We start from the raw sequence: 18,782 nt of genomic DNA on the forward strand, positions 1-18,782 counted from the left end.
ATATCTCCTCGATCAGAAGGTGGTGCGCAGCGACACGGTCAGGTAGTTCCGGTCTTTCAGCGCCTGCTGGTACACGGCGTTGTTTTTGGCGTCGAGCGTGGGCGCGGCCTTGCCCAGGAAATGCACGACGTTCACGCCCAGGTTCCACGACCCGAGGTAGACCGCATTCAGGCCCAGGCTGATGTCGCCGCCGCCATCGACCCCGAAGCCCGGCCCGACGGCCGAGGACTTGCCTTTGGTGTAGCCCAGGCCGATGCTGGGCGAGAGGTCCAGGCCCGGCAGCGCTTGGCGGTAGCTGGGCGAAAACACCAGGCGCGTGCCCACGGCCGATTTGTCGGCGTTGGGGTTGAGCATCTGCTCATTGCGGGTGACTTTCATGCGCGTGTTCCACGCCACCTCGCCCACGAACGACGCTTCACGCGACAGGAACGAAGGGCCGAGCGAGGCGATCCACGAGACCTGCGCGTGCGCCGTCTCGCCCACCGCGTAGCCGGGGTTGCTGTTGTTGTTCAGGCCACTGTTGACGCGAATCGTCGACAGCGTGGACTGCCCGGAACTGGCCAGCGACGTGTTCTGTCGCAGCGACACCTCGCCGGCCCAGCCCCATTCGCCGACCGACTTGGCGAAGCTGGCGCCGAAGGCCCGCACCCCCTCGTGGTACATCCAGCGGTAGCTGGTGGGCACCAATGCGGGCGGCACACCGGTGAGGACGTTGTTGATGTTGCTCGGCGTGGTGGCGTGGTAGCGGATGGCGTAGAGGCCGAAGTCGGTGTCGATCGACGGCGCGCGGAAGCGCAGCTGCACACCGCCCTGCCCGCTGTCCTTGGCGTCAAGGTCGGGCTGGCGCACGAAGGCGGCGGTGGGGCCGGCCTGGATGCGCTCGGCGCCCGGGCCCAGCGCGTCGCTGGAAGAGAGGTAGGCACCGACCGGCATCAACCGGGTCTTCTCCCACTCGTAGGTCAGGTAGGCGCCCAGCGACACGTCGGGGCTGAGCTGCACCTGACCCGAGAGCTTGCCGGTGGGCATGGCGACCTCCTTGAAGGTCGCGTTGGGCACCGAGAGCAGCTTGATCAGGTCCAGCGGCGCCTGGCCGCCCGCAATGCCGTTGGCACCGAAGAACAAGCTCTCACCCCACAGCAGCGTGTGGCGGCCCAGTCGCGCCGAGGCGGGGCGCTCGCCCAGATCGAACTTGCCGTACACAAAGGCGTCGAGCAGCTCGGCCTTGCGGCCCATCAGGTCGCGGGTTTCCGTCGCGAACTCGCTGGCCGGCCGGTGATTGGCGGTGAAGCTGGTGTTGTCGGTCTTGCCGTTGTAGACGCTGTCGTACCAGGCGGCACCGCTGATCCGCGCGCCGTAGCCCGGACCGGCCAGGTCCAGCTCGGTCAGCAGGTCCAGGCGGTTGGACACGAGGCCCTTCTTGAAATTGTTGTCGCCGTCGTCCTGGTTGGCGGTCAGCGGCATCTGCGCCGAAAGCGTGGGCGAAGCGTCCTTCAGGCGCTGCATCAGGCTGTACTTCACGGTGTTGTCCCACCGCAGTTTCCAGTCCGGGTTGCCGGTGTCGATCTCGATCGCCGAGGCCGACTGGGCCGTCAACAGCGCCAGAAAGAGGCAGGAAATCGCGGGGCGTGCGGCGGACCTGCGCGCAGTGGCTTTTCGGGCAAACGCTCGAACGGGCATGGCTTGTCTCCTTGTAGGTGTGGGGTCCTCGTCGATCCGGGCAACGTGATCCGGATCCAACGAGCCGCGACTTTAGGGAGAAGGCCATCTCCTGGGAAATGGGTTGTGAGAATCCTTTCCATCCACTTTTGAAATATCAGGGCAAACCCTAGAGCCCTGCGCGCACCGCCCGGCGCGCCGCCAGGGCTGATGCACACTGGCCCCTACCCCACCATGCGATTCAAGAAACTCGACCTCAACCTGCTCGTCGCACTCGACGCCTTGCTGACCGAAAAAAACGTCACCCGGGCCGGCGAGCGCGTGTTCCTGAGCCAATCCACCATGAGCAACGCGCTCTCGCGGCTGCGCCAGTATTTCGACGACGAGCTGCTGGTGCAGGTCGGTGGCCGCATGGAGCTGACGCCGCGCGCCGAGCTGCTGCACGAGGCGGTGCGCGACGTGCTGGTGCGCATCGACACCACGGTGGCCGCGCGGCCCGCCTTCGACCCGACCGAATCGGAGCGCGAGTTCACACTGTTCGTGTCCGACTACTCGATGGCGGTGCTGATCCCGGCCATGCTGGCGCTGGCCCACCAGCGCGGCAGCCGGACCCGCTTCAACTTCAAGCAGCAGGTGGGACCGCCCCACCGCAACCTGGAACGCGGCGAGGCCGACCTGCTGATCATTCCGTCGAACTTCTGTTCACCGGACCACCCGCTGGACCCGCTGTTCGACGACCGTTTCGTGTGCGCGGTCTGGCAGGGCAGCCCACTGGCGCAGGGCGCGCTGACGATGGAGCGTTACCTGCAGGCGCGCCATGTGGCGATGGTCCCGTCCGATGGCAGCCTGCCGGTGTTCGACACCTGGCTCGCCAACGACCACGGCCTGAGCCGCGAGATCGGCCTCACCACCTACAACTTCAGCGCGATGCTGCACCTGGTGGTCGGCACCGACCTGATCGCCACCGCGCACGCGCGGCTCGCCCTCATGCTTCAGGGCATGCTGCCCATTGCGCTGCGGCCGGTGCCGATGTCGATGAAGCAGTTGCAGCAGTCCATGCAATGGCACAAATACCGCAGCCGCGACCCGGGCCTGATCTGGCTGCGCGACCTGCTGCGCGAGGCCGCTGCGGGCATGGGCCCCTGCCCCGCCGAGCCGGTCAGCGGATAGCCGAGAAACGCTGCTCCATCTCGCGCCGCATGCTCTTGCGCAGCTCGGCCGCCGAGTGGCGGCGGCGCTCGTCGGGCGTGAAGGGGCGCAGCGGCGCCACGGTGGTGGGCTTGCCGGTGTCGTCCACCGCGACCATGGTGAAGAAGCAGCTGTTGACGTGGCGATTTTCCTGGGTGCGGATGTTTTCCGCGATCACCTTGATGCCGATCTCCATCGACGAGCTGCCGGTGTGGTTGACCGAGGCGAGGAAGGTCACCAGCTCGCCCACGTGGATCGGCTGGCGGAACATCACCTGGTCCACGCTCAGCGTCACCACATAGGCGGCCGCGTAGCGGCTGGCGCAGGCGTAGGCCACCTGATCGAGCAGCTTCAGGATGGAGCCGCCGTGCACCTTGCCAGAGAAGTTGGCGGTGTCGGGGGTCATGAGCACGGTCATGCTCAATTGGTGGGCGGGGAGTTCCATGGCGGTGGGCGTGTGTGGCGGTCGGCGGGATACCGGGGCTTTTCAGGAAGCAGCGATGGTGCCACGCCTTGTCACAGCGCGAATCAGTGGAACCCGAAGACCTGGCCAGGCTGAGCACCGCGTGTTCGGCCCTACGCCTCCGGGATGTCCTCGTGGATGCAGAGGTAGTTTCCCTCTGTGTCCTTGAACCAGGCCGCCTTCTCGGCTCCCAGTACGCAGACGTGGTTCACCGTCTTCAGCCCCGGGAAGTCGTAGTCCTCGAACGTCACCCCCGTGTGCTTCAACGCTTCAATGCTGGCGGCAATGTTTTCCACCCGGAAGCTGATCGCCGTGTGGTCGGCCCGGGTCCCTTCAGGCTTCGGAAACAGTGCCAGCGTGGCGCCACCCACCGTGTAGATGAACTTTCCGTCGGGCCTGAACCCACTGGGCCTCAGACCCAGGCAGCCCTCGTAGAAAGCGCGGGCGCGGTCCATGTCCTTGACCGGCAACATCGTCGTGACAGAGGCATCGGACAACATACGCAGTCCTTTCGCTCAACCCGGTCCTGTCCCAGCCACCAGACACCCGGAAGCCGTCCGCCGGAACCACAGCTTATGCCTCTCGGTGCTGTGGCGCCAGTGCAGACGCGGGACGCCATCACCATGCGCGAAATCCAGGCCCGGGGTTTGGTGGTGGCCGACCAGGTGGTGCGGGAATGCGACCTGAGTTTTGTTTGTCTGGCCGAACGGGTGGGGGAACCGGTGATAACGAGCGCTTGGGGGCGTTGGAGGTGGTTTGGGGTTGAGGGGAGTTTCTCGGTGGAGTGTTTCTACCCATTGCGGGCACCCTGCTGACCGGAACCACCGACTGTTACGCATCGAGCAGACGCTCCGAAACTGTTTACCGCTGGCGCCTGATTCGCCTACAGCGGGGTGTGCGGGGTTAGGACCTCCCATTTCGCCATGGGTACCGAAGCTTCCTGAGGCAGCGATCGGGAGGGGCGTCCCAGATGGGCGTTGCGAGGAGGCGGCCGCTGCATTGGCGGCGCTCGTCATCATGAAGGCTAGGCCACGCAATGCCGCATGGGAATTGCCTTCATAACGATTCTTGATTCTCACATGGGGCCACGTATCCGCAGAAATTTCCGAAGGGGCGGATATTTCCGTCGTTGGTTGCAAAACAGATCTGATCTGATCCGCTGGACGTCGCCAATCGAACTGCTACTATGAGTGCCTTGCACGACTAGCAGGGCAGATAAAACGCCCCGGTCGCATGCGATTCAGGGAGGCCTCTTGAACTACACCATCGAAGACATTCGGCGAGCGCTAGACGCCGCTCCACCGGAAATAAGCTCACATGGGATCATTTCCAATGGAACGCTGACCGGGCGAACCGGTACAGTCGACTACACGATCCATTTAGGCTGGGATCTCTTAATCGCGAATTTATGCGATCGATCGTGGGGCGCTTTCAATGTCACGCTTCTGCGACACATCCGGAACCTCGAATCTGGAGGCGTAGATATAGCTCCGATTCTGGAATCGGCACAGCTCGAAGACAATCATTGGCGCTGGCTCGACAAGAGCCTGCACTATAGAGGCGACTGCTACAAGTGGTTTTTTCTGATTGCAGAAAATTACCCACAGGCAGCTTGTCTCGTCTATCATCCAAAAGCCAGCGTCGCCGGCGTGGGAGATATTTTCTATGTTGAATATATCGCGACTGCACCATGGAATCGCGATAACGTGTTGGCTGAACGCGCTTTTAAGGGCGTAGGTCCTAAGCTATTGGATCGCGTTATCAGCTACGCGAAAGACGACTTAAATCTACGCTCGGGATTCTCTCTGCACTCGCTTCCTAAGGCAGTACAGTTCTACGAAAAGATCGGCATGACGGCGTTCCCACAATACGATAAAGAAGGGCTGAGATTCTTTGAGTGGGTAGCCCAAGAAGAGCAAACGAAGGGATGATTTTATGAAAATCCTTGCCACGCTCGAAGAAGATTTCCCGTGTCCAGCCTCCTCGGCGGTTGAGCCGCAAAAATATTACGACGCTTTTCTAAAAGCAGAAGCGATATTGGCGGCAGCCCCCAAACAGTATCGAGACACTGGTGAAAACCGCCTTCCGGAGCTAACGAGCTATCTATACCGCGGCGGTGATGCTGCTGCTGCGCTTTACCGGAAACGAGACGACGCCTCAGAAGTCCTAACCGGCCTTTGGTTGTCTGCGGTTCGACAAACGGCTGGGTGGTACGTTGCAGCCAATGCAACACCAGTCTTTCATGGCTTTGAAAAATCCAGCCTTGCCGATCTGCCTCGACAGTTCAAGAAACCGGCAGATTTGCCCAAAATCGGTCCGTTCTTGGCAGCTTACGGCATCATATTTCTTTGGGAGGATTCAATTCCATCAATGAAGCTTGACGGTGCCGTGTTTTCTCTGTCGTCGGGACAAATCGTCGTTGCGCTAAGCCTGAGATATGCACGTCTAGACCATTTTTGGTTCACTTTGATGCATGAGCTTGCACACACAGTGCTGCATGCTGATCGTTTAAGCATGCCAATTTTTGATGATTTGGATAATATTTCCAAGGATCTAACAGAGCAGCAAGCCGATCGCCTCGCCTCGGACAGTTTGATTCCGAGAAATGAGTGGCGCAGTTGCCCCGCAAGATATAGCAACTCGGTAAAGGATATTGTTAGCTTTGCGAATCGACTTGGCATTCCACCTCAATGTGTTGCCGGACGCCTGCGAAGGGAGCTGGGTCGATACGACCTATTCTCTGAGATTATCAATGAATATAACGTCAGGGAGATTTTGAATGGCCGCCAATCATAACTACACACCATTTTTGAAGTTTAAGGCAAACGAGGTATCGGGCCTTTCCGTACTCAGCTCCGAGCTGAAGGCTGAGCTAACGCCTTTTTTCGATTTGCCTCGAAAAGATGGCATGACCAGGGTCAATTTTGAGAAATTAGTTGGATCTTGCCGCAAGAAATCAGAGAAGTACTTGACGGCCTTCCCCTATATATTTATAGACTCATTCGACATCCCTGATTCAATGGCGATAGTCGGTTCGCCAAATTGCAGGATTGTAATTGAAGCATTCGCAGGCTTCAAATATATCCCCGTACTGGGGTTAGATCGAGCTGCGGATCATAACCAAGCTATTCTTGCCGCGAAGGCCGCTGGTGAAATAGTCTCCGACACTGTGGCAGTGCGACTTCAGTCGGATGAATTTTCCTCTTTTGACTTGATCAATGACGAGTTGATTGATCTGATTACTGCCGGATCGGACCTCTTTACCAATTGGATTTTTGTATTTGATTGCCGAGTCTGTCTAGCAGGCAATCGAATGAAGCTCGCAACGGATATCGCAAATTTTGTCACGGCAGTTGATGACGCCATTGAGGTTCAGAAGTACATAATCGTGGGATCCTCCATTCCTGCCATGATTACGGATATTGCCAGACCAAGCGATGAGTCGGTAATAGCCAGGGCCGAACTTGAAGTTTTCCATGCTGCTCAGGAAATGGTTGGAGCCAATCTCATCTCGCTGGGCGACTACACCATAGTGAGCCCGACATACTCGGAACTCACCATTGCACCGGAGTTGCTGCTCAGCGTAATTGCGCCAAAGGTGTTCTATACCTTTGACAACTACCATTACATTGCCCGAGGTGGGCGCATAAAGACTAACGGATACGGGCAATACGATGAAATTTTCAAGGAGATAGTGGGCAAAAGTTTCTACCGAGGAGCGCCATACTCTTGGGGAGATAATCTCATTAAACAGAGAGTCGACGGGATTCGCGATAAGAATGTTACTCCTTCAACGATTCTGAAGCCAACAATCTGCGCCCACATTACATATATGGCACAGGACTACTCAACATAGTATTGCGTGGATTGCGTTCTGCAAGCGCCCGCCCCACACTCTCGTTGATTACGCTGATTGGGGCGCTCGAAGCGATGAGCGCAGCGATCTTTTGTCTATTCATTTTTTCCAGAGATGCGGTGCTGGCGCTAGGGAATTTGATCAGCTCTGAACGCCATAAACTCAGCAAGGCGATCTCCGGGCGATACGACGGATTTCGGGATGCGCCCCTCACATGCCTTAAGACCACCGAACTGCAGTGGGAAGGATTGGCTAGCACGATCCCCCAATGCTTTGGCGCGATAATCTCGGCGCTTCTTAGGTGGTTTGCAGTCGTGACCAGCGATACAAGCGGAAAGGCCAGGTCATAAAACTGAGATTGTCGGACAATCCGATTTATTGAATCAGTTTCGCCTTTGATTTCATAGCAGTGCATTGATTTGTAGACCGCGACCACATCTGCAATTGCACTGCCATTGCACACGTGTACCTCCTCCAAGGTAGCACGTGGTGCGTTCGCTCTTCGACCTAAATTGGCAATGAGCGCTTGTCTTATTTCTTTGTCCGTCAGCTTTTGCATGTGGAAGGAATTCTTCGCGCAACTGAAAGGCGTTCAGTCGCACAACGCTAGGGGTGACATCGAAGGAATGTCCTCGTATTTTCGCCGATAACCCTTCATCCATGCTCCCACGGCGATGAGGCATGTCGGTCCTGTATGTGGGTTATGTTCACCGCGAGCGCCAGCGCCGGCTGTAACTCGGCGGTGGACGCTTGCGTCAGGCCGCCCGGCAGGAGCGGCAAACGTGGCAATCCGCCGACCCGGTCAGCGGATTGCCACGAAGCGCGGCTCCTTCTCACGCCACATGGTCTTGCGCAGCTCGGCCGCCACGAGGCGGCGACGCTCGTCGGGCTTGAAGGGGCGCAGCGGCGCCATGGTGGTTGGCTTGCCGGCGTCGTCCACCGCGACCATGATGAACGTTGGCGTTGTGGATCAGCGCGGTTTCATTCCTTGAAAGTCAGCTTGGCATCCGTGACGATTCGCCGATGAATCGCCATGTCCTGCTGGACGGCGTTCGCCAGGGCCGAAGCTGGCCCGCTGGCTGGCGTGATGCCCATGTCTTCCATCTGCTTGACCAAGCTGGGGCGGCCAGTGCTGCGTTGACGGCCTTGTTGAGCCTTTCCACCACCGCCTCGGGCGTGCCCACAGGGGCGAACAAGCCCAGCCACAAACCCAAGACAAAATCCTTCAGGCCGCTCTGCGCCGCGGTGGGGACGTTGGGCAGGCGAGGGTCACGGTGGTCTCCCGTGACGGCGATGATCTCCACCTTGCCAGCGTCGGCATATGGCTTTGCCGTTGCGTCGAAAGCCAAGTCCAGCACGTCGCCGGCCCCGAGCCGGGCGGCGACTGACGGCACCCTTCAGGCGCCCGGCGCCTCTTTCGCCCCCGGGGCACGCCGCGCACCCCGACGCGGGAGGTAAGGCAACGCGAACAAGTACAGCCCCGTCAACAGCAGCAGCCCCAAGGGAAGCAGCGGCGCGTAGGTCACCCAAGGTGGAGGCTCGCCCTGCCCTTGCGCCCGGACGACGAAGTTGGCGATGACCGTCGCCGTGAAGGCCATGGAGACCCAGCGGTGGGTCCGGCGAAACAAGGTGCTGCCGCTCATGTCGAGCCCTCCGCCGCCTGGATCATCTTCCAGCCGTTGCCCGCCGGGTCGCGGAAACCGGCGTCGATGCTGCCGAAGCGTTCCACCGGCTCCTGCGTGAATTCCACACCCAGGGCCTGCCATTGCCCGTAGGTGGCCCGGCAGTCGGCCACGGTCAAGACCAGCGGCGGCATCGCGCCCTTGGCCACCATGGCGCGCAGCGCCTGCGCCGTTGCTTCGTCGTGCACGGGCGGCCCCGGTGTAAACAGGCCGAGCTGAAACGATGGCTGCTGCGGGTGCTGCACCGTCAGCCAGCGGTAGGCGCCATTGCGCACGTCCGTGTGCACACGAAAACCGAGCTTGCCGACGTAGAACTCCAGCGCCTCGTCCTGGTCGTTCACGTACAGGCCCACCACATTGATACCTTGGTTCATCACATCTCCTTGGTTGAATCATCCTTGAGGGATGACCGGTTTGTACCCGTCGCTGCGCGGCGCCGCTTCTCCGAAACTGCTGTGGTGAGGTCTGGCCTCTGCGCGGCCTTCAGCACGCAGGCGGGCACGCGGTCGAGTGGTCCCGCTGCGGCCCTGGCCTGCAGGCGCAGGGTGCTCGGGGTCTGGCCGGTGATGTCGCGGAATATCCGCCCGAAGGTGCCCAGGCTCTCCCAGCCTGTGGCGAAGGCGATCTCGGTGATGGGCAGCTCGGTGTCGCGCAGCAGCGTGGTGGCCTGCTCGATGCGCCGCGTCAGCAGGTAGCGGTGTGGCGGGATGCCGAAGGCCTGCTTGAACGAGCGCGCGAAATGGGCTTCGGACACACCGCTCACCTCGGCCAGCCGCTTCACGGGCCAGGCTTCGTGCGACGCGGCATCCATGCGGTCTTTCGCGCGCAGCAGGCGCCGCAGCAGGGCCGGGTCTTGCAAGCCGCCCGCTTCCGGCGATGCAATGGGCGATGCGTCAGGGGGTTGGCGGGGTGGCATGCTGCAAGGGCGTCGAAGGGGTTTGCCAGTGTCGTCCACCGCCACCATGGTGAAGAAGCAGCTGTTGACGTGGCGCTTGGCCTGGGTGCGGATATTTTCCGCGATCACCTTGATGCCCACTTCCACTTTGCGAGCGCCTGGGGGGCGTTGGATGGTGGGATTTGGGAGCGATGTTGTTCTCTTTGGTTTAAATTTTTGTTAGAGTTAAAGACTTTTTAAACTCAACCCAAGGAGGCTTCATGATTGCAGATCGCATCCGCCAAGCGCGATTGGCGGCAGGTCTGACCCTGGGTGCATTGGGTGAACAGGTGGGGGTTTCTCACACCGCCATCCAGAAGTACGAGAAGGGTCTTCTGACCCCCTCGTCGTCTCAGCTGCTCAAGCTGGCCCGTGCCTGCGGCATCCGGACTGAGTATTTCTTTCGCACGCATACGGTCGAACTGCTGGAGCCCGAGTTTCGCAAGCTCTCGACCTTTGGCAAGACGGCGCAGGATGCGCTGAAGATCAAGGTCGTCGAACTGGTGGAAAAGCGCGTGGAGTTGCTTGGCGCTTTTCCCGAGCTACCGTTTCCGGCGTTTGCACCGCCCGCGAACCTGCCTGAACACGTTGCCTCGCTGGACGAGATCGATGCGTTTTCGGCTGCTGTCCGCAACGCTTGGCAGTTGGGCATGAATCCGATTGCCGACCTCACCGACACCCTCGAAGGGCTTGGCTTGCTGGTCATCGTGGTCGATGAAGAGAACCCGGGGTTCTCCGGCTTGACGGCCAAGGCGCGAACCGAAGATGGCCGGGAGTATCCGGTCGTGGCTGTTTCCAAACGTTGGCCCGGTGATCGGCAGCGGTTCACCCTCGCGCATGAGCTGGGGCATCTGCTGCTCGAAGGACGACTGGCCGATGGCATCGACGAAGAGAAGGCCTGCGACCGTTTCGCCGGTGCATTCCTGGCTCCGCGTGTCGCGGTCCTGCAGTTGCTCGGGGCGCAGCGCCATGCACTGGAGTGGCAGGAGCTCTATGTGCTCAAACATGAGTTTGGCTTGTCGATGGCCGGATGGCTGCAGCGCGCCAAACAGTGCCGCGTGGTCACCGACGAGGCCCACCTTGCGATGGTGAAGCGGTTTTCGGCAAAGGGCTGGCGCAAGAACGAGCCGGGCGACCCGCTGCCGCAAGAGCATCCGCGGTTGTTTGATCAGCTGGTGTACCGAGCCTTGGCCGAACAGTACATTTCCGAGGGCAAAGCGGCGGAACTGCTGGGCATCCCGATGATGCGCTTCCACAAAGAACGCCAGTTGGAGTCATCGGATGCGCTTGCTCATCAGTGATGCCAACATCTTGATTGACATGGAAGCAGGCGCGTTGATGAACACGCTCTTCCAGCTTCCGATGCAGTTCGGCATCCCTGACCTCCTGTACTACGAAGAAATTGAACCCGGCAGTCCGGGCCTTGAAGACATGGGTTTGCTGATCATGGAGGTCAGCGGAGGCTTCGTCGCGTATGCCCAGCAGCTGCCAAGCCAGCACAACCACCTGCTTCCGGCGAAAAACGGCCCCAAGCCCAGCCACAACGACTACCTGGCGCTGGCGCTTGCAAAACAGGAAGCCTGCACCCTGCTGACGGGCGACACCAATCTGCGACTGGTTGCCGACAAAGAGCAAGTCAACGTCATGGGCACCCTTGGGCTGTTGCGCGCCATGATCGAAAACCAGTTGCTGACAGTCGACGACGCCTTCAAGGCGCTCGGCCGCATGAAGACGGGCAAGCGACGGCTGCCCTGGCCAGAAACCGAGAAAATGCTAAACGCACTGCTTTGAGGCCATTCATCACCCCAACCTCGTACTGAGGGTGATCGACATCGGCAATGGCGGTTGGTGTTTCGACCCTGCGCTGCGGTGGGGCACGCCGTGAACCCGCCGAGCCGGTCAGCGGATAGCCGAGAACCGCTGCTCCATCTCGCGCCGCATGGCCTTGCGCACCTCGGCCGCGGCGTGGCGGTGGCGTTCGTTGGGGGAGAAGGGGCGCAGGGGGGCCACGGGGACGGGTTTGCCAGTGTCGTCCACCGCCACCATGGTGAAGAAGCAGCTGTTGACGTGGCGCTTGGCCTGGGTGCGGATGTTTTCCGCGATCACCTTGATGCCCACTTCCATGGACGAGCTGCCGGTGTGGTTGACGGAGGCGAGGAAGATGACGAGTTCGCCCACGTGGATGGGTTGGCGGAGCATGACCTGGCCTACGCTGAGGGTGACGACGTAGCTGCCGCGTAGCGGCTGGCGCAGGCGTAGGCCACCTGGTCGAGCAGCTTGAGAATGGTGCCGCCGTGCACGTTGCCGGAAAAGTTGGCGGTGCCGGGGGTCATCAGCACCGACATGCTGAGCTGGTGGGCGGGCAGTTCCATGGGGTCTTGGCAGGGTGTGGGTTGAACGGGCGGCTGCGGTGCACGGGACGGGCAGCCGCGATGGTGCCACGCAGCGCAAGGGCCCGCCAGCGGGCGGGCCATGAGGCCGGCCGTGGCAGGCTCGGCACGGGCCACGGCCCCAACCCCTCTCAGGCGCTCAGGCCCCCGCGGTCTGCCAGCCCTGCCACAGCGTCCACACCCCACCCACCACGAGCAGCCAGCCCAGGCCTTGCCCGGCGAGCACCTGGGCGCGCCCGCTGCCGCGCAGCCAGGTTTTGACCCTCACGCCGCCCAGCGCCACGGCGCCATACACGCCGATCTGGGTGGCCGCGATGATGGCGCCCAAGGCCACAGCTTGCACGGCCAGCGGGCCGTAGGCCGGGCGCACGAACTGGGGGAACACGGCGACCATGAACAGGTAGGCCTTGGGGTTGAGCAAGCAGGTGAGCAGACCGCGCCGGAAGGTGGCTGCGAGCGGGCGCGAGGCCTGCGCGCTCACCTCGCCCAGCGCGGCGGCGCCGCGCACGAGCTGCCAGCCGATCCACGCGAGGTAGAGCGCGCCGGCGATGAGCATGGCGTTGAACAGCTGGGGCAGCGCCTGCAGGGCCAGGCCCACGCCGAGGCTGGCCATGACGGTGTGCACCACGCCGCCGGCGACCACGCCCGTGAGCGCGGCCAGGCCGCCTTTGAGGCCGTCGACCAACGTGCTGCCGAGCACGAAGGCCATGTCGAGCCCGGGCAGCGCGATGATGCCGAAAACGAGCAGAAAGAAGAGCCAGAGGTGGGCGGTGTGGGCGAGAGGGAAGCTGAGCCAGTCCATGGGGTGTGCGGGTGAAAGTTGCGATGGGCAGAGCTTGCCTGACATAACATGCCACCTGATGTCAGGTATAAATTCAACACACCCCCGCCGCGCTTCGCGCGACCCCCTCAAGGGGGCATCACCAGAGGCCCGGCAAAGCCGGTTCCTCGGTGATCGCTGGGTTGGGGCATGTCATGCGTTGCGCATGTCACTCCGGAGCCATGGGACATTGAGATGAAAGCGAGCCGCCTGCTGTCGATCCTGATGTTGTTGCAGGCGCATGGCCGCCAGTCGGCGCCGGTGCTGGCGCGCGCGCTGGAGGTCTCGGTGCGCACGGTCCTGCGCGACATTGACCAGCTCTCGGCGGCGGGCGTGCCGCTGTGGGGCGAACGTGGGCGCCAGGGCGGGTTTCAGCTTCGCGAGGGCTGGAGCACCACACTGACCGGCATGACCGAGCCCGAGTCGCAGGCGCTGCTGCTGGCCGGGTTGCCGGGCGCGGCGACCGATCTGGGCCTGGGTGCGGCGGCGGCTTCGGCGCGGCTGAAGATGGTGGCGAGCCTGCCGGCCGAATGGCGCGAGCAGGCCGACCGCGTGGGCGCGCGCCTGCACATCGACCCGGTGGACTGGTACCGCGCGCAAGAGACGCCGGCGCACCTGCGCGAGGTGGCCGAGGCGGTGTGGAACGCGCGGCGCGTGGCCGTGCGCTACGAGAGCTGGCGCGGCCAGGCTGAGCGCGAGCTGGAGCCGCTGGGCCTGGTGCTGAAGGCGGGCACCTGGTACATGGCGGCGCGTGCGTCGGGGCAGGACGCCGTGCGCACCTACCGGCTTGGCGCCGTGAAGACGCTGCGCACGCTGCCCACGAAATTCCGCCGGCCCAAGGCGTTTGACCTCGCGGCCTACTGGCAAGCCTCGGCCGCGCGCTTCGAGGCCGAGTTGCGCACGCTGCAAGCGCGGGTCGCCGTCTCGCCGCGCGCCCTGGGCTGGCTGCACAACGAGCGCATTCCCTTTGCGCCCGACGCCGCAGCGGGCGCTGAGCCGACCCGCGCGGGCTGGGCCACGGTGCTCATGCCCATTGAATCCATCGAACACGGCGCGCGCCGCCTGCTGTCGTACGGTGCCGAGGTGGAGGTGATCGCGCCGCCCGCGCTGCGGCAGCGCTTGCTCGACGAGCTGGCGGCCACCCGCACGCATTACGCCGGCGCGGGGTGAAATTCGTGGGCCCGGAGCGCAGGGGCACATCTCGGTGCGAAATGCCCCCGCCCAGAACGCGGCGGAACTGGCTTTGCCAGGCCGCTCGCGTTGCCCCCTGGGGGGTCGCGCAAAGCGCGGCAGGGGGTCTAACTCCCCAGGAAAAATCGCAGCATCTCGGCCGAAGCGTCGGGGCCCGCGGCATCGGTGAAGGAGCCCGACGGGTCGCCGCCCGACCAGGCGTGGCCCGCGCCGTGCAGCGTCCACTGCTCCACGCGCGGCTGGCCTTGGGCGTCGGCGTGCACGGTGCGCGTGTAGCGCCGCCCGCCGGTTTCGCCTTCTTCGGTGGTGCTGACGAGGGCCAGGGCCTTTGGCAGGCGCGCGTGGGCCGCCCTGGCCTGCGACACGATGGTTTCGCCGTTGCTGTGTTGCACCGTGTGGTCCCGGTCACCATGAAACACGATCACCGGCACAGCGTGCGACGCGTCGAGGCGCGGGTCGTCGGCCGTGCCGGGGAAGTGCCCGCGGCCCATGGCGCCGCGCCCCTTCATGGCGCCCAGCGCCGAGGGGATGTCGTGCGCGGCGGCATAGGGCAGGCCCGAGTGCGCGCCCACGGCGGCGAACAGCTCGGGGTAAGTTTCACCGAGCACCACGGCCATGGCCGCACCCGCCGAGAGGCCCGCGACGAACACGCGCTTCGGGTCCACCGCGCACTCTTTGCCCACCGCCTCCACGATGCCCGCCAACAATGCCGGCTCGCCGCTGCCGCGCTGCTGGTCTTCGCTGCGAAACCAGTTCCAGCAGCGCGAGGGGTTGGCGCTCGAAGGCTGCTCGGGGTAGACCACGAGAACGCCCCGCTCGTCGGCGAGCCGGTTCATCTGCGTGCCGGCGGCGAAGTCGTCGGGCGACTGCGTGCAGCCGTGCAGCATGACCACCAGCGGCATCGGCTGGGCGGCCTGCGCCGCGGTGTGGGCGGGGATGTAGAGCTTGTAGGCGCGCGCGCCAGCGGGCCCGGTGAAGCTGCGCAGGAGGAACTGGCCCGGCAGCTTGTCTGCCGTGGCCGCCTTGACTGGTTTGGCGGGTTTGGCTGGCTTGTCCACCGGGTCGGGCGTGTCGGTCGGCATGGGCGTTGGCATGGGCGTGTCGACCACTTCGCGGGCATGCACGTCGATGGGCACGTCGCGTGCCTCACGGCTCGGCGCGGCCGGCTTCGCCGGCGCCGGTGTCCCGCCCAGGCCTGCGGAGGCCAGTGCTTTGCGGATCGTCTCGGTCACGCCACGCAAGGGGCCGCTCTGGGTGTTGAGCCCGGCGGACGCCAGAGCGCGTTCGATGGTTTCCTGGATGTTCATGGCGAGGGCGCTGGACGCCACCGTGTTGGAAGAGGGTTTCAAAAGCGCTTTCGGGAGCGTCTGCAAGAAAGAAGAAAGGGGTGAAAAGGACAACAAAGAAGGAGCGGGTCAGACCATGCGGCTGGCCAGGGCCTGCCGCACCGCGAGGCTGGCGTGGAAGGCGCCGAGCACCGAAACCGACCCGATGGCGGCCAGCGCCAGCTCGGGCGGCACGTCTTCGTCGATGCGCGCCAGGCCCACGACCTGGATGCGCAGCATCTCGCCCGCGGCCACCGCGCGCTCCAGATCGGCGCGGCTCAGGTGCTGCAGGCCGATCATCAGCGTGCGTCGCGCCACCGTCTGTCGCACCGACTCGGCGTGCGTGGCAAGCAAGTTGCGCACCGCCGTTCGGATCAGGTCGGAGCGGTTGGAATAAAAGCCTTCCTGCACCAGCAGGTCGATCTGGCCAAGGTCCACCACGCCCAGGTTGATGGTCAGTTTTTCGGTGTCCCCGATGCGGGGTTTGGGTTCGATCAGTGCGGTTGCCATCTACATACCATCCATATGGAATCTATCTGGAGGGCATTTAACCATGTTTTCCGCCAGTGGACTGTGCGGCACCCCACAAAGTCTGGTTTGTCCGACACGCAGGCAGGGGGAAATGTGATGACGAAAATAAAACTTTTGTTGCCAGGAGCGCGCCATGCCAGCTGCCCTTCGCCCCGAGGCCCTGAGCCGCCGGTGGCTCGTGCGCTGGGTGCTGGTACTGTGCATGGCCTTGGCTGCATCCGCGGGCGCAGCGGGCGAGCTGCCCGATGCCCAGGCGAAGGCCGTGCGCGCCGTGGTGCAGGCACAGCTCGACGCCTTTGCCAACGACGACGCTGAACGCGCCTTCTCCTACGCCGCGCCCAGCCTTCACGAGTTGTTCGGCGACGCCTCCACCTTCATGGCCATGGTGCAAGGCCAATACGGCATGCTCGTGAAACCCGAGTCGGTGCTGTTCCTGATCCCCGAATCCGTCCACGACGACGTGATTCAAGAGGTGCTGCTGCGCGACAGCGCGGGCCGCCTGTGGCGCGCGGCCTACCGGCTGGAGCTGACGGCCGAAAACGGCTGGCGCATCAACGGCTGCGCGGTGAGGCCGGACGACGGCAGGTCGTCGGCCTGAATGGAAGCCACCCCCGCCGCGCTGCGCGCGACCCCGCCAGGGGGCGATGCGAGTGGCCCGGCGGAGCCGGTTCCACCGCATCCTGGTTAAGGCATTTCGCGTCGGAACGCTGCCTTCCTACTACAGTGGCGCCATGCAAAGCCTCTACCAGCCCGCCAGCGCCGTCGAAGGCCACATGCTCGCCGACCTGCTGCGCCAGCAGGGCATCGAAGCCACCGTGCTGGGCGAGCACCTGCAAGGCGCCATCGGCGAGCTGCCCGCCGCCGGGCTGATCCGCCTCATGGTGGCGGAGGAAGACCACGCCCGGGCCCGCGAGATCATCGAGCGCTGGGAAGCCACCGCCGTGGTGGACCCGGTGCAGCGGCCGGCGCCCTCTGGTTCGCGCCACGTTGTCTGGGGCCTGGCCGGCCTGCTGATCGGCGGCGCGCTCTGCTTGGCCTGGCTGCGTGCGCCCACACGGGAGCTGGAGATGGACCGCAACAAGGACGGCATCGTCGACGAGCGCTGGGCCTATTCGCCGGCGGGGACACCGCTGGAAGGCGCGTTCGACCGCAACTTCGATGGCCGCATGGATGTCCGGATGTTTTACGACACCAAGGGCATGGCCGTGCGCAGCGACAGCGACGACGATTTCGACGGCACGTTCGAGAGCCGCCACCAGCTCCGCTTCGGCGACGCCGTTCGCTCCGAGGTGGACACCGATGGCGACAAGCTCGTCGATCTGGTCGTGGGCTACCGCAACGGTGTGATGGAAACGACGAGCTACCTCCAGCCCCTCACCGGGCAACCCACGCGGATTGAACACATGCGCCTGAGCCGCCTCGACCACGTCGACCGCGACACCGACCTTGACGGCACGCTGGACGCCCGGGACCACTACAACGCACTCGGGCAGGTGACGCGGTCGGAGCGGCTGGCGGCGCCATAAAGCCCAGATCGCCCACCGCCCCGCCGCTCAATCCACCAGCTGCGCGCTCAACGCCTGCAACTGCTCGCGCAGCGAAGCGTTCTCCGCCTCCAGCTCGGCCACCCGGCGGCGCAGCGCCTGCAGCGCGTCATCTGGCTCGCCGCCTTCGGCCTGAACCGGGGCGGCGTCAGCCGCTGCTTCCGGGTTTTCCTCCGGCTTGCGGCGCGATTCGCGCACGCGCTTGACCACCAGCTTGAGTTCATCCTTGCCGGCCAGCGCAGCGGCCTTCTGCTCTTCGGCGGGCAGGCTGGCCACCACGGCGGCGGCGTTGAGCGAGATCGCGCCGGCTTTCAGCGCCTCCACCAGCTCGGGCGCCGCCTGCTTCTGGATCTTCTCGATCATCACCACCTGGCCGCTGCTCAGGCGAGCCGCGCGGGCGATGTCTTCGCGGGTCTTCAAGGGCTTCGGCGCAGGCGCTTCGACGGCGGCCGAACCGCCCGACCCGGTCACGTCTTCCGACTCAGCCAATGAAGAAGCCGGAGCCGCCGCCGAGGCGCGCCCGCGCCGCTCGGCCTCGATCTCGCGCCGGCGCAGCGCCAGCACGCCGCGCTGGAAGTCCGACACGCTGCGGCGCCCCAGGTGCTGGTCGATCATCCAGAGGTGCACGTCTTCCATCGACTGGAAGCGCGGGTTCTGCACCGTCTGGAACGGCAGGCCGTGCTTCTGGCAGATGCCATAGCGGTTGTGGCCGTCCACCAGCACGTCCCCCCAGAGCACCAGCGCATCGCGGCAGCCCTCGGCCAGCAGGCTGCGCTCCAGCGCGTCGTGCTCGTCGGGGGTCAGCGGGTCGATGTAGGCCTTGAGGTCGGCGTTGACGGTGATGTTCATGGGGTGGGGGTGTGGCAAATCAGACAAAGGGGCGGGATTGTAGAGTGGCACCCTGAACCGGCTGGCACCCCGCCAGATCGCCGCCGCGCCGACAACACGCAGGCCGCTCAAGCAGAACAAACGAAGGGAGCCCCATTGATCGACCCCACCGACTGGTTTGACACCCCTAAAGGCCTCGTGCTCGGCGTGCTGCGGGTGCTCTGGTGGCTGGCCATGGACCTGCTCATCCAGACCGTGGGCTGGTCGATCGGCTGGTGCGTGCTGCGGGTGCTGACCCTGGGAAACTACCCGGAGGAGCGGCTGGGCGGGGTGGATGAAGCCGGAACCTACACAGCGTTCGTGGTGGAGGTGGT

At 63.8% G+C, this 18,782-nt stretch carries 22 protein-coding genes and 2 pseudogenes; 10 read left to right on the forward strand and 14 right to left on the reverse strand.

Going from position 1 to position 18,782, the window contains the following annotated elements:
- Positions 1-12: 12 nt before the first annotated feature.
- Entirely contained in the window at positions 13-1,677 is a 1,665-nt protein-coding gene (locus B0E41_RS03860) for a DUF1302 domain-containing protein (protein WP_077329003.1), read from the reverse strand.
- A 213-nt stretch (positions 1,678-1,890) separates the two neighbouring features.
- On the opposite strand from B0E41_RS03860, the gene B0E41_RS03865 reads away from it, so the two are divergent.
- Positions 1,891-2,826, forward strand: coding sequence for a LysR family transcriptional regulator (locus B0E41_RS03865; protein WP_077329072.1), 936 nt, complete (start codon positions 1,891-1,893; stop codon positions 2,824-2,826).
- Here the strand turns inward: B0E41_RS03865 and B0E41_RS03870 are convergent.
- Both B0E41_RS03870 and B0E41_RS03875 read right to left on the reverse strand, forming a co-directional pair.
- Positions 2,816-3,289 carry an acyl-CoA thioesterase gene (locus B0E41_RS03870; RefSeq protein WP_077329005.1) on the reverse strand — a complete coding sequence of 158 codons (474 nt, stop codon included), beginning with the start codon at positions 3,287-3,289 and terminating at the stop codon, positions 2,816-2,818. The two genes, B0E41_RS03865 and B0E41_RS03870, sit on opposite strands and share 11 nt — an antisense overlap.
- Before the next feature lie 131 nt (positions 3,290-3,420).
- Positions 3,421-3,807 (reverse strand): VOC family protein, encoded by a 387-nt coding sequence (locus B0E41_RS03875; protein ID WP_077329007.1) that lies wholly within the window; start codon positions 3,805-3,807, stop codon positions 3,421-3,423.
- A gap of 753 nt (positions 3,808-4,560) precedes the next feature.
- On the opposite strand from B0E41_RS03875, the gene B0E41_RS03885 reads away from it, so the two are divergent.
- The 3 genes from B0E41_RS03885 to B0E41_RS03895 are packed head-to-tail and all read left to right on the forward strand — an operon-like array spanning position 4,561 to position 7,163.
- Entirely contained in the window at positions 4,561-5,238 is a 678-nt protein-coding gene (locus tag B0E41_RS03885; RefSeq protein WP_171984653.1) for a GNAT family N-acetyltransferase, read from the forward strand.
- Positions 5,239-5,242: 4 nt separating this feature from the next.
- Complete coding sequence (locus B0E41_RS03890; RefSeq protein WP_077329015.1) at positions 5,243-6,103, forward strand: ImmA/IrrE family metallo-endopeptidase; 861 nt, start codon at positions 5,243-5,245, stop codon at positions 6,101-6,103.
- Positions 6,087-7,163: a beta family protein gene (locus tag B0E41_RS03895; protein WP_077329018.1), complete on the forward strand. Its 1,077-nt coding sequence runs from the start codon at positions 6,087-6,089 to the stop codon at positions 7,161-7,163. The genes B0E41_RS03890 and B0E41_RS03895 overlap by 17 nt, the downstream gene beginning before the upstream one ends.
- On the opposite strand, the gene B0E41_RS26430 is transcribed toward B0E41_RS03895, so the two are convergent.
- The 6 genes and pseudogenes from B0E41_RS26430 to B0E41_RS03920 form a co-directional block, all read right to left on the reverse strand.
- Entirely contained in the window at positions 7,132-7,722 is a 591-nt protein-coding gene (locus tag B0E41_RS26430) for a sce7726 family protein (protein ID WP_143433640.1), read from the reverse strand. The two genes, B0E41_RS03895 and B0E41_RS26430, sit on opposite strands and share 32 nt — an antisense overlap.
- Before the next feature lie 243 nt (positions 7,723-7,965).
- Positions 7,966-8,112, reverse strand: a complete 147-nt coding sequence (locus tag B0E41_RS27020; RefSeq protein WP_171984654.1) for a hypothetical protein — start codon at positions 8,110-8,112, stop codon at positions 7,966-7,968.
- 169 nt (positions 8,113-8,281) lie between these two features.
- Positions 8,282-8,557, reverse strand: a pseudogene (locus B0E41_RS27805) (tripartite tricarboxylate transporter substrate-binding protein); the annotation flags it as partial.
- A 3-nt stretch (positions 8,558-8,560) separates the two neighbouring features.
- Positions 8,561-8,806, reverse strand: coding sequence for a hypothetical protein (locus tag B0E41_RS03910; protein ID WP_077329026.1), 246 nt, complete (start codon positions 8,804-8,806; stop codon positions 8,561-8,563).
- Positions 8,803-9,219: a VOC family protein gene (locus B0E41_RS03915; protein ID WP_077329027.1), complete on the reverse strand. Its 417-nt coding sequence runs from the start codon at positions 9,217-9,219 to the stop codon at positions 8,803-8,805. Before B0E41_RS03915 ends, B0E41_RS03910 begins: the two co-directional genes overlap by 4 nt.
- The gene (locus B0E41_RS03920; protein ID WP_077329074.1) at positions 9,219-9,761 is read right to left on the reverse strand and encodes an AraC family transcriptional regulator; all 543 of its coding nucleotides are present in this window, start codon (positions 9,759-9,761) and stop codon (positions 9,219-9,221) included. The genes B0E41_RS03915 and B0E41_RS03920 overlap by 1 nt, the downstream gene beginning before the upstream one ends.
- 239 nt (positions 9,762-10,000) lie before the next feature.
- Here B0E41_RS03920 and B0E41_RS03925 point away from each other — a divergent pair, with 239 nt between their 5' ends.
- Positions 10,001-11,080 carry an XRE family transcriptional regulator gene (locus tag B0E41_RS03925; RefSeq protein WP_077329029.1) on the forward strand — a complete coding sequence of 360 codons (1,080 nt, stop codon included), beginning with the start codon at positions 10,001-10,003 and terminating at the stop codon, positions 11,078-11,080.
- Positions 11,061-11,570, forward strand: a complete 510-nt coding sequence (locus B0E41_RS03930) for a PIN domain-containing protein (protein WP_077329032.1) — start codon at positions 11,061-11,063, stop codon at positions 11,568-11,570. The genes B0E41_RS03925 and B0E41_RS03930 overlap by 20 nt, the downstream gene beginning before the upstream one ends.
- A gap of 108 nt (positions 11,571-11,678) precedes the next feature.
- On the opposite strand, the pseudogene B0E41_RS03935 reads toward B0E41_RS03930, so the two are convergent.
- Together B0E41_RS03935 and B0E41_RS03940 are read right to left on the reverse strand one after the other, a co-directional pair.
- Positions 11,679-12,151: pseudogene (locus B0E41_RS03935) on the reverse strand (acyl-CoA thioesterase).
- Between the two features lie 157 nt (positions 12,152-12,308).
- Positions 12,309-12,971, reverse strand: coding sequence for a LysE family translocator (locus tag B0E41_RS03940; protein ID WP_077329034.1), 663 nt, complete (start codon positions 12,969-12,971; stop codon positions 12,309-12,311).
- A 213-nt stretch (positions 12,972-13,184) separates the two neighbouring features.
- On the opposite strand from B0E41_RS03940, the gene B0E41_RS03945 reads away from it, so the two are divergent.
- On the forward strand, positions 13,185-14,159 hold the full coding sequence (locus B0E41_RS03945) for a YafY family protein (RefSeq protein WP_077329036.1): 975 nt from the start codon (positions 13,185-13,187) through the stop codon (positions 14,157-14,159).
- A gap of 128 nt (positions 14,160-14,287) precedes the next feature.
- Here B0E41_RS03945 and B0E41_RS03950 read toward each other — a convergent pair whose 3' ends face one another.
- Positions 14,288-15,529 carry a PHB depolymerase family esterase gene (locus B0E41_RS03950; RefSeq protein ID WP_253194595.1) on the reverse strand — a complete coding sequence of 414 codons (1,242 nt, stop codon included), beginning with the start codon at positions 15,527-15,529 and terminating at the stop codon, positions 14,288-14,290.
- 66 nt (positions 15,530-15,595) lie between these two features.
- A complete protein-coding gene (locus B0E41_RS03955) occupies positions 15,596-16,015 on the reverse strand; it encodes a CopG family transcriptional regulator (protein ID WP_077329038.1) in 420 nt (139 codons plus the stop codon).
- A 154-nt stretch (positions 16,016-16,169) separates the two neighbouring features.
- On the opposite strand from B0E41_RS03955, the gene B0E41_RS03960 reads away from it, so the two are divergent.
- Positions 16,170-16,634, forward strand: a complete 465-nt coding sequence (locus B0E41_RS03960; protein WP_077329040.1) for a DUF4864 domain-containing protein — start codon at positions 16,170-16,172, stop codon at positions 16,632-16,634.
- Between the two features lie 133 nt (positions 16,635-16,767).
- Positions 16,768-17,562 carry a DUF2007 domain-containing protein gene (locus B0E41_RS03965; RefSeq protein ID WP_077329042.1) on the forward strand — a complete coding sequence of 265 codons (795 nt, stop codon included), beginning with the start codon at positions 16,768-16,770 and terminating at the stop codon, positions 17,560-17,562.
- A gap of 27 nt (positions 17,563-17,589) precedes the next feature.
- On the opposite strand, the gene B0E41_RS03970 is transcribed toward B0E41_RS03965, so the two are convergent.
- Positions 17,590-18,429 (reverse strand): plasmid replication/partition related protein, encoded by an 840-nt coding sequence (locus B0E41_RS03970; protein WP_077329044.1) that lies wholly within the window; start codon positions 18,427-18,429, stop codon positions 17,590-17,592.
- Positions 18,430-18,564: 135 nt separating this feature from the next.
- Between B0E41_RS03970 and B0E41_RS03975 the strand changes: the two genes are divergently transcribed.
- Positions 18,565-18,782: hypothetical protein (locus tag B0E41_RS03975; RefSeq protein ID WP_077329046.1), on the forward strand; the 218-nt coding region annotated here is incomplete at its 3' end.

It is taken from the genome of Hydrogenophaga sp. A37, assembly GCF_002001205.1.
In the GTDB taxonomy this organism is placed as follows: Bacteria; Pseudomonadota; Gammaproteobacteria; order Burkholderiales; family Burkholderiaceae_C; genus Hydrogenophaga.

What these genes read in the sequence shown, in the direction of transcription:
- B0E41_RS03860 (WP_077329003.1), bottom strand. Translation starts at nt 1,677, where the DNA reads ATGCCCGTTCGAGCGTTTGCCCGAAAAGCCACTGCGCGCAGGTCCGCC.
- B0E41_RS03865 (WP_077329072.1), top strand. Translation starts at nt 1,891, where the DNA reads ATGCGATTCAAGAAACTCGACCTCAACCTGCTCGTCGCACTCGACGCC.
- B0E41_RS03870 (WP_077329005.1), bottom strand. Translation starts at nt 3,289, where the DNA reads ATGGAACTCCCCGCCCACCAATTGAGCATGACCGTGCTCATGACCCCC.
- B0E41_RS03875 (WP_077329007.1), bottom strand. Translation starts at nt 3,807, where the DNA reads ATGTTGTCCGATGCCTCTGTCACGACGATGTTGCCGGTCAAGGACATG.
- B0E41_RS03890 (WP_077329015.1), top strand. Translation starts at nt 5,243, where the DNA reads ATGAAAATCCTTGCCACGCTCGAAGAAGATTTCCCGTGTCCAGCCTCC.
- B0E41_RS03895 (WP_077329018.1), top strand. Translation starts at nt 6,087, where the DNA reads ATGGCCGCCAATCATAACTACACACCATTTTTGAAGTTTAAGGCAAAC.
- B0E41_RS26430 (WP_143433640.1), bottom strand. Translation starts at nt 7,722, where the DNA reads ATGCAAAAGCTGACGGACAAAGAAATAAGACAAGCGCTCATTGCCAAT.
- B0E41_RS27020 (WP_171984654.1), bottom strand. Translation starts at nt 8,112, where the DNA reads ATGGTCGCGGTGGACGACGCCGGCAAGCCAACCACCATGGCGCCGCTG.
- B0E41_RS03910 (WP_077329026.1), bottom strand. Translation starts at nt 8,806, where the DNA reads ATGAGCGGCAGCACCTTGTTTCGCCGGACCCACCGCTGGGTCTCCATG.
- B0E41_RS03915 (WP_077329027.1), bottom strand. Translation starts at nt 9,219, where the DNA reads ATGAACCAAGGTATCAATGTGGTGGGCCTGTACGTGAACGACCAGGAC.
- B0E41_RS03920 (WP_077329074.1), bottom strand. Translation starts at nt 9,761, where the DNA reads ATGCCACCCCGCCAACCCCCTGACGCATCGCCCATTGCATCGCCGGAA.
- B0E41_RS03925 (WP_077329029.1), top strand. Translation starts at nt 10,001, where the DNA reads ATGATTGCAGATCGCATCCGCCAAGCGCGATTGGCGGCAGGTCTGACC.
- B0E41_RS03930 (WP_077329032.1), top strand. Translation starts at nt 11,061, where the DNA reads ATGCGCTTGCTCATCAGTGATGCCAACATCTTGATTGACATGGAAGCA.
- B0E41_RS03940 (WP_077329034.1), bottom strand. Translation starts at nt 12,971, where the DNA reads ATGGACTGGCTCAGCTTCCCTCTCGCCCACACCGCCCACCTCTGGCTC.
- B0E41_RS03945 (WP_077329036.1), top strand. Translation starts at nt 13,185, where the DNA reads ATGAAAGCGAGCCGCCTGCTGTCGATCCTGATGTTGTTGCAGGCGCAT.
- B0E41_RS03955 (WP_077329038.1), bottom strand. Translation starts at nt 16,015, where the DNA reads ATGGCAACCGCACTGATCGAACCCAAACCCCGCATCGGGGACACCGAA.
- B0E41_RS03960 (WP_077329040.1), top strand. Translation starts at nt 16,170, where the DNA reads ATGCCAGCTGCCCTTCGCCCCGAGGCCCTGAGCCGCCGGTGGCTCGTG.
- B0E41_RS03965 (WP_077329042.1), top strand. Translation starts at nt 16,768, where the DNA reads ATGCAAAGCCTCTACCAGCCCGCCAGCGCCGTCGAAGGCCACATGCTC.
- B0E41_RS03970 (WP_077329044.1), bottom strand. Translation starts at nt 18,429, where the DNA reads ATGAACATCACCGTCAACGCCGACCTCAAGGCCTACATCGACCCGCTG.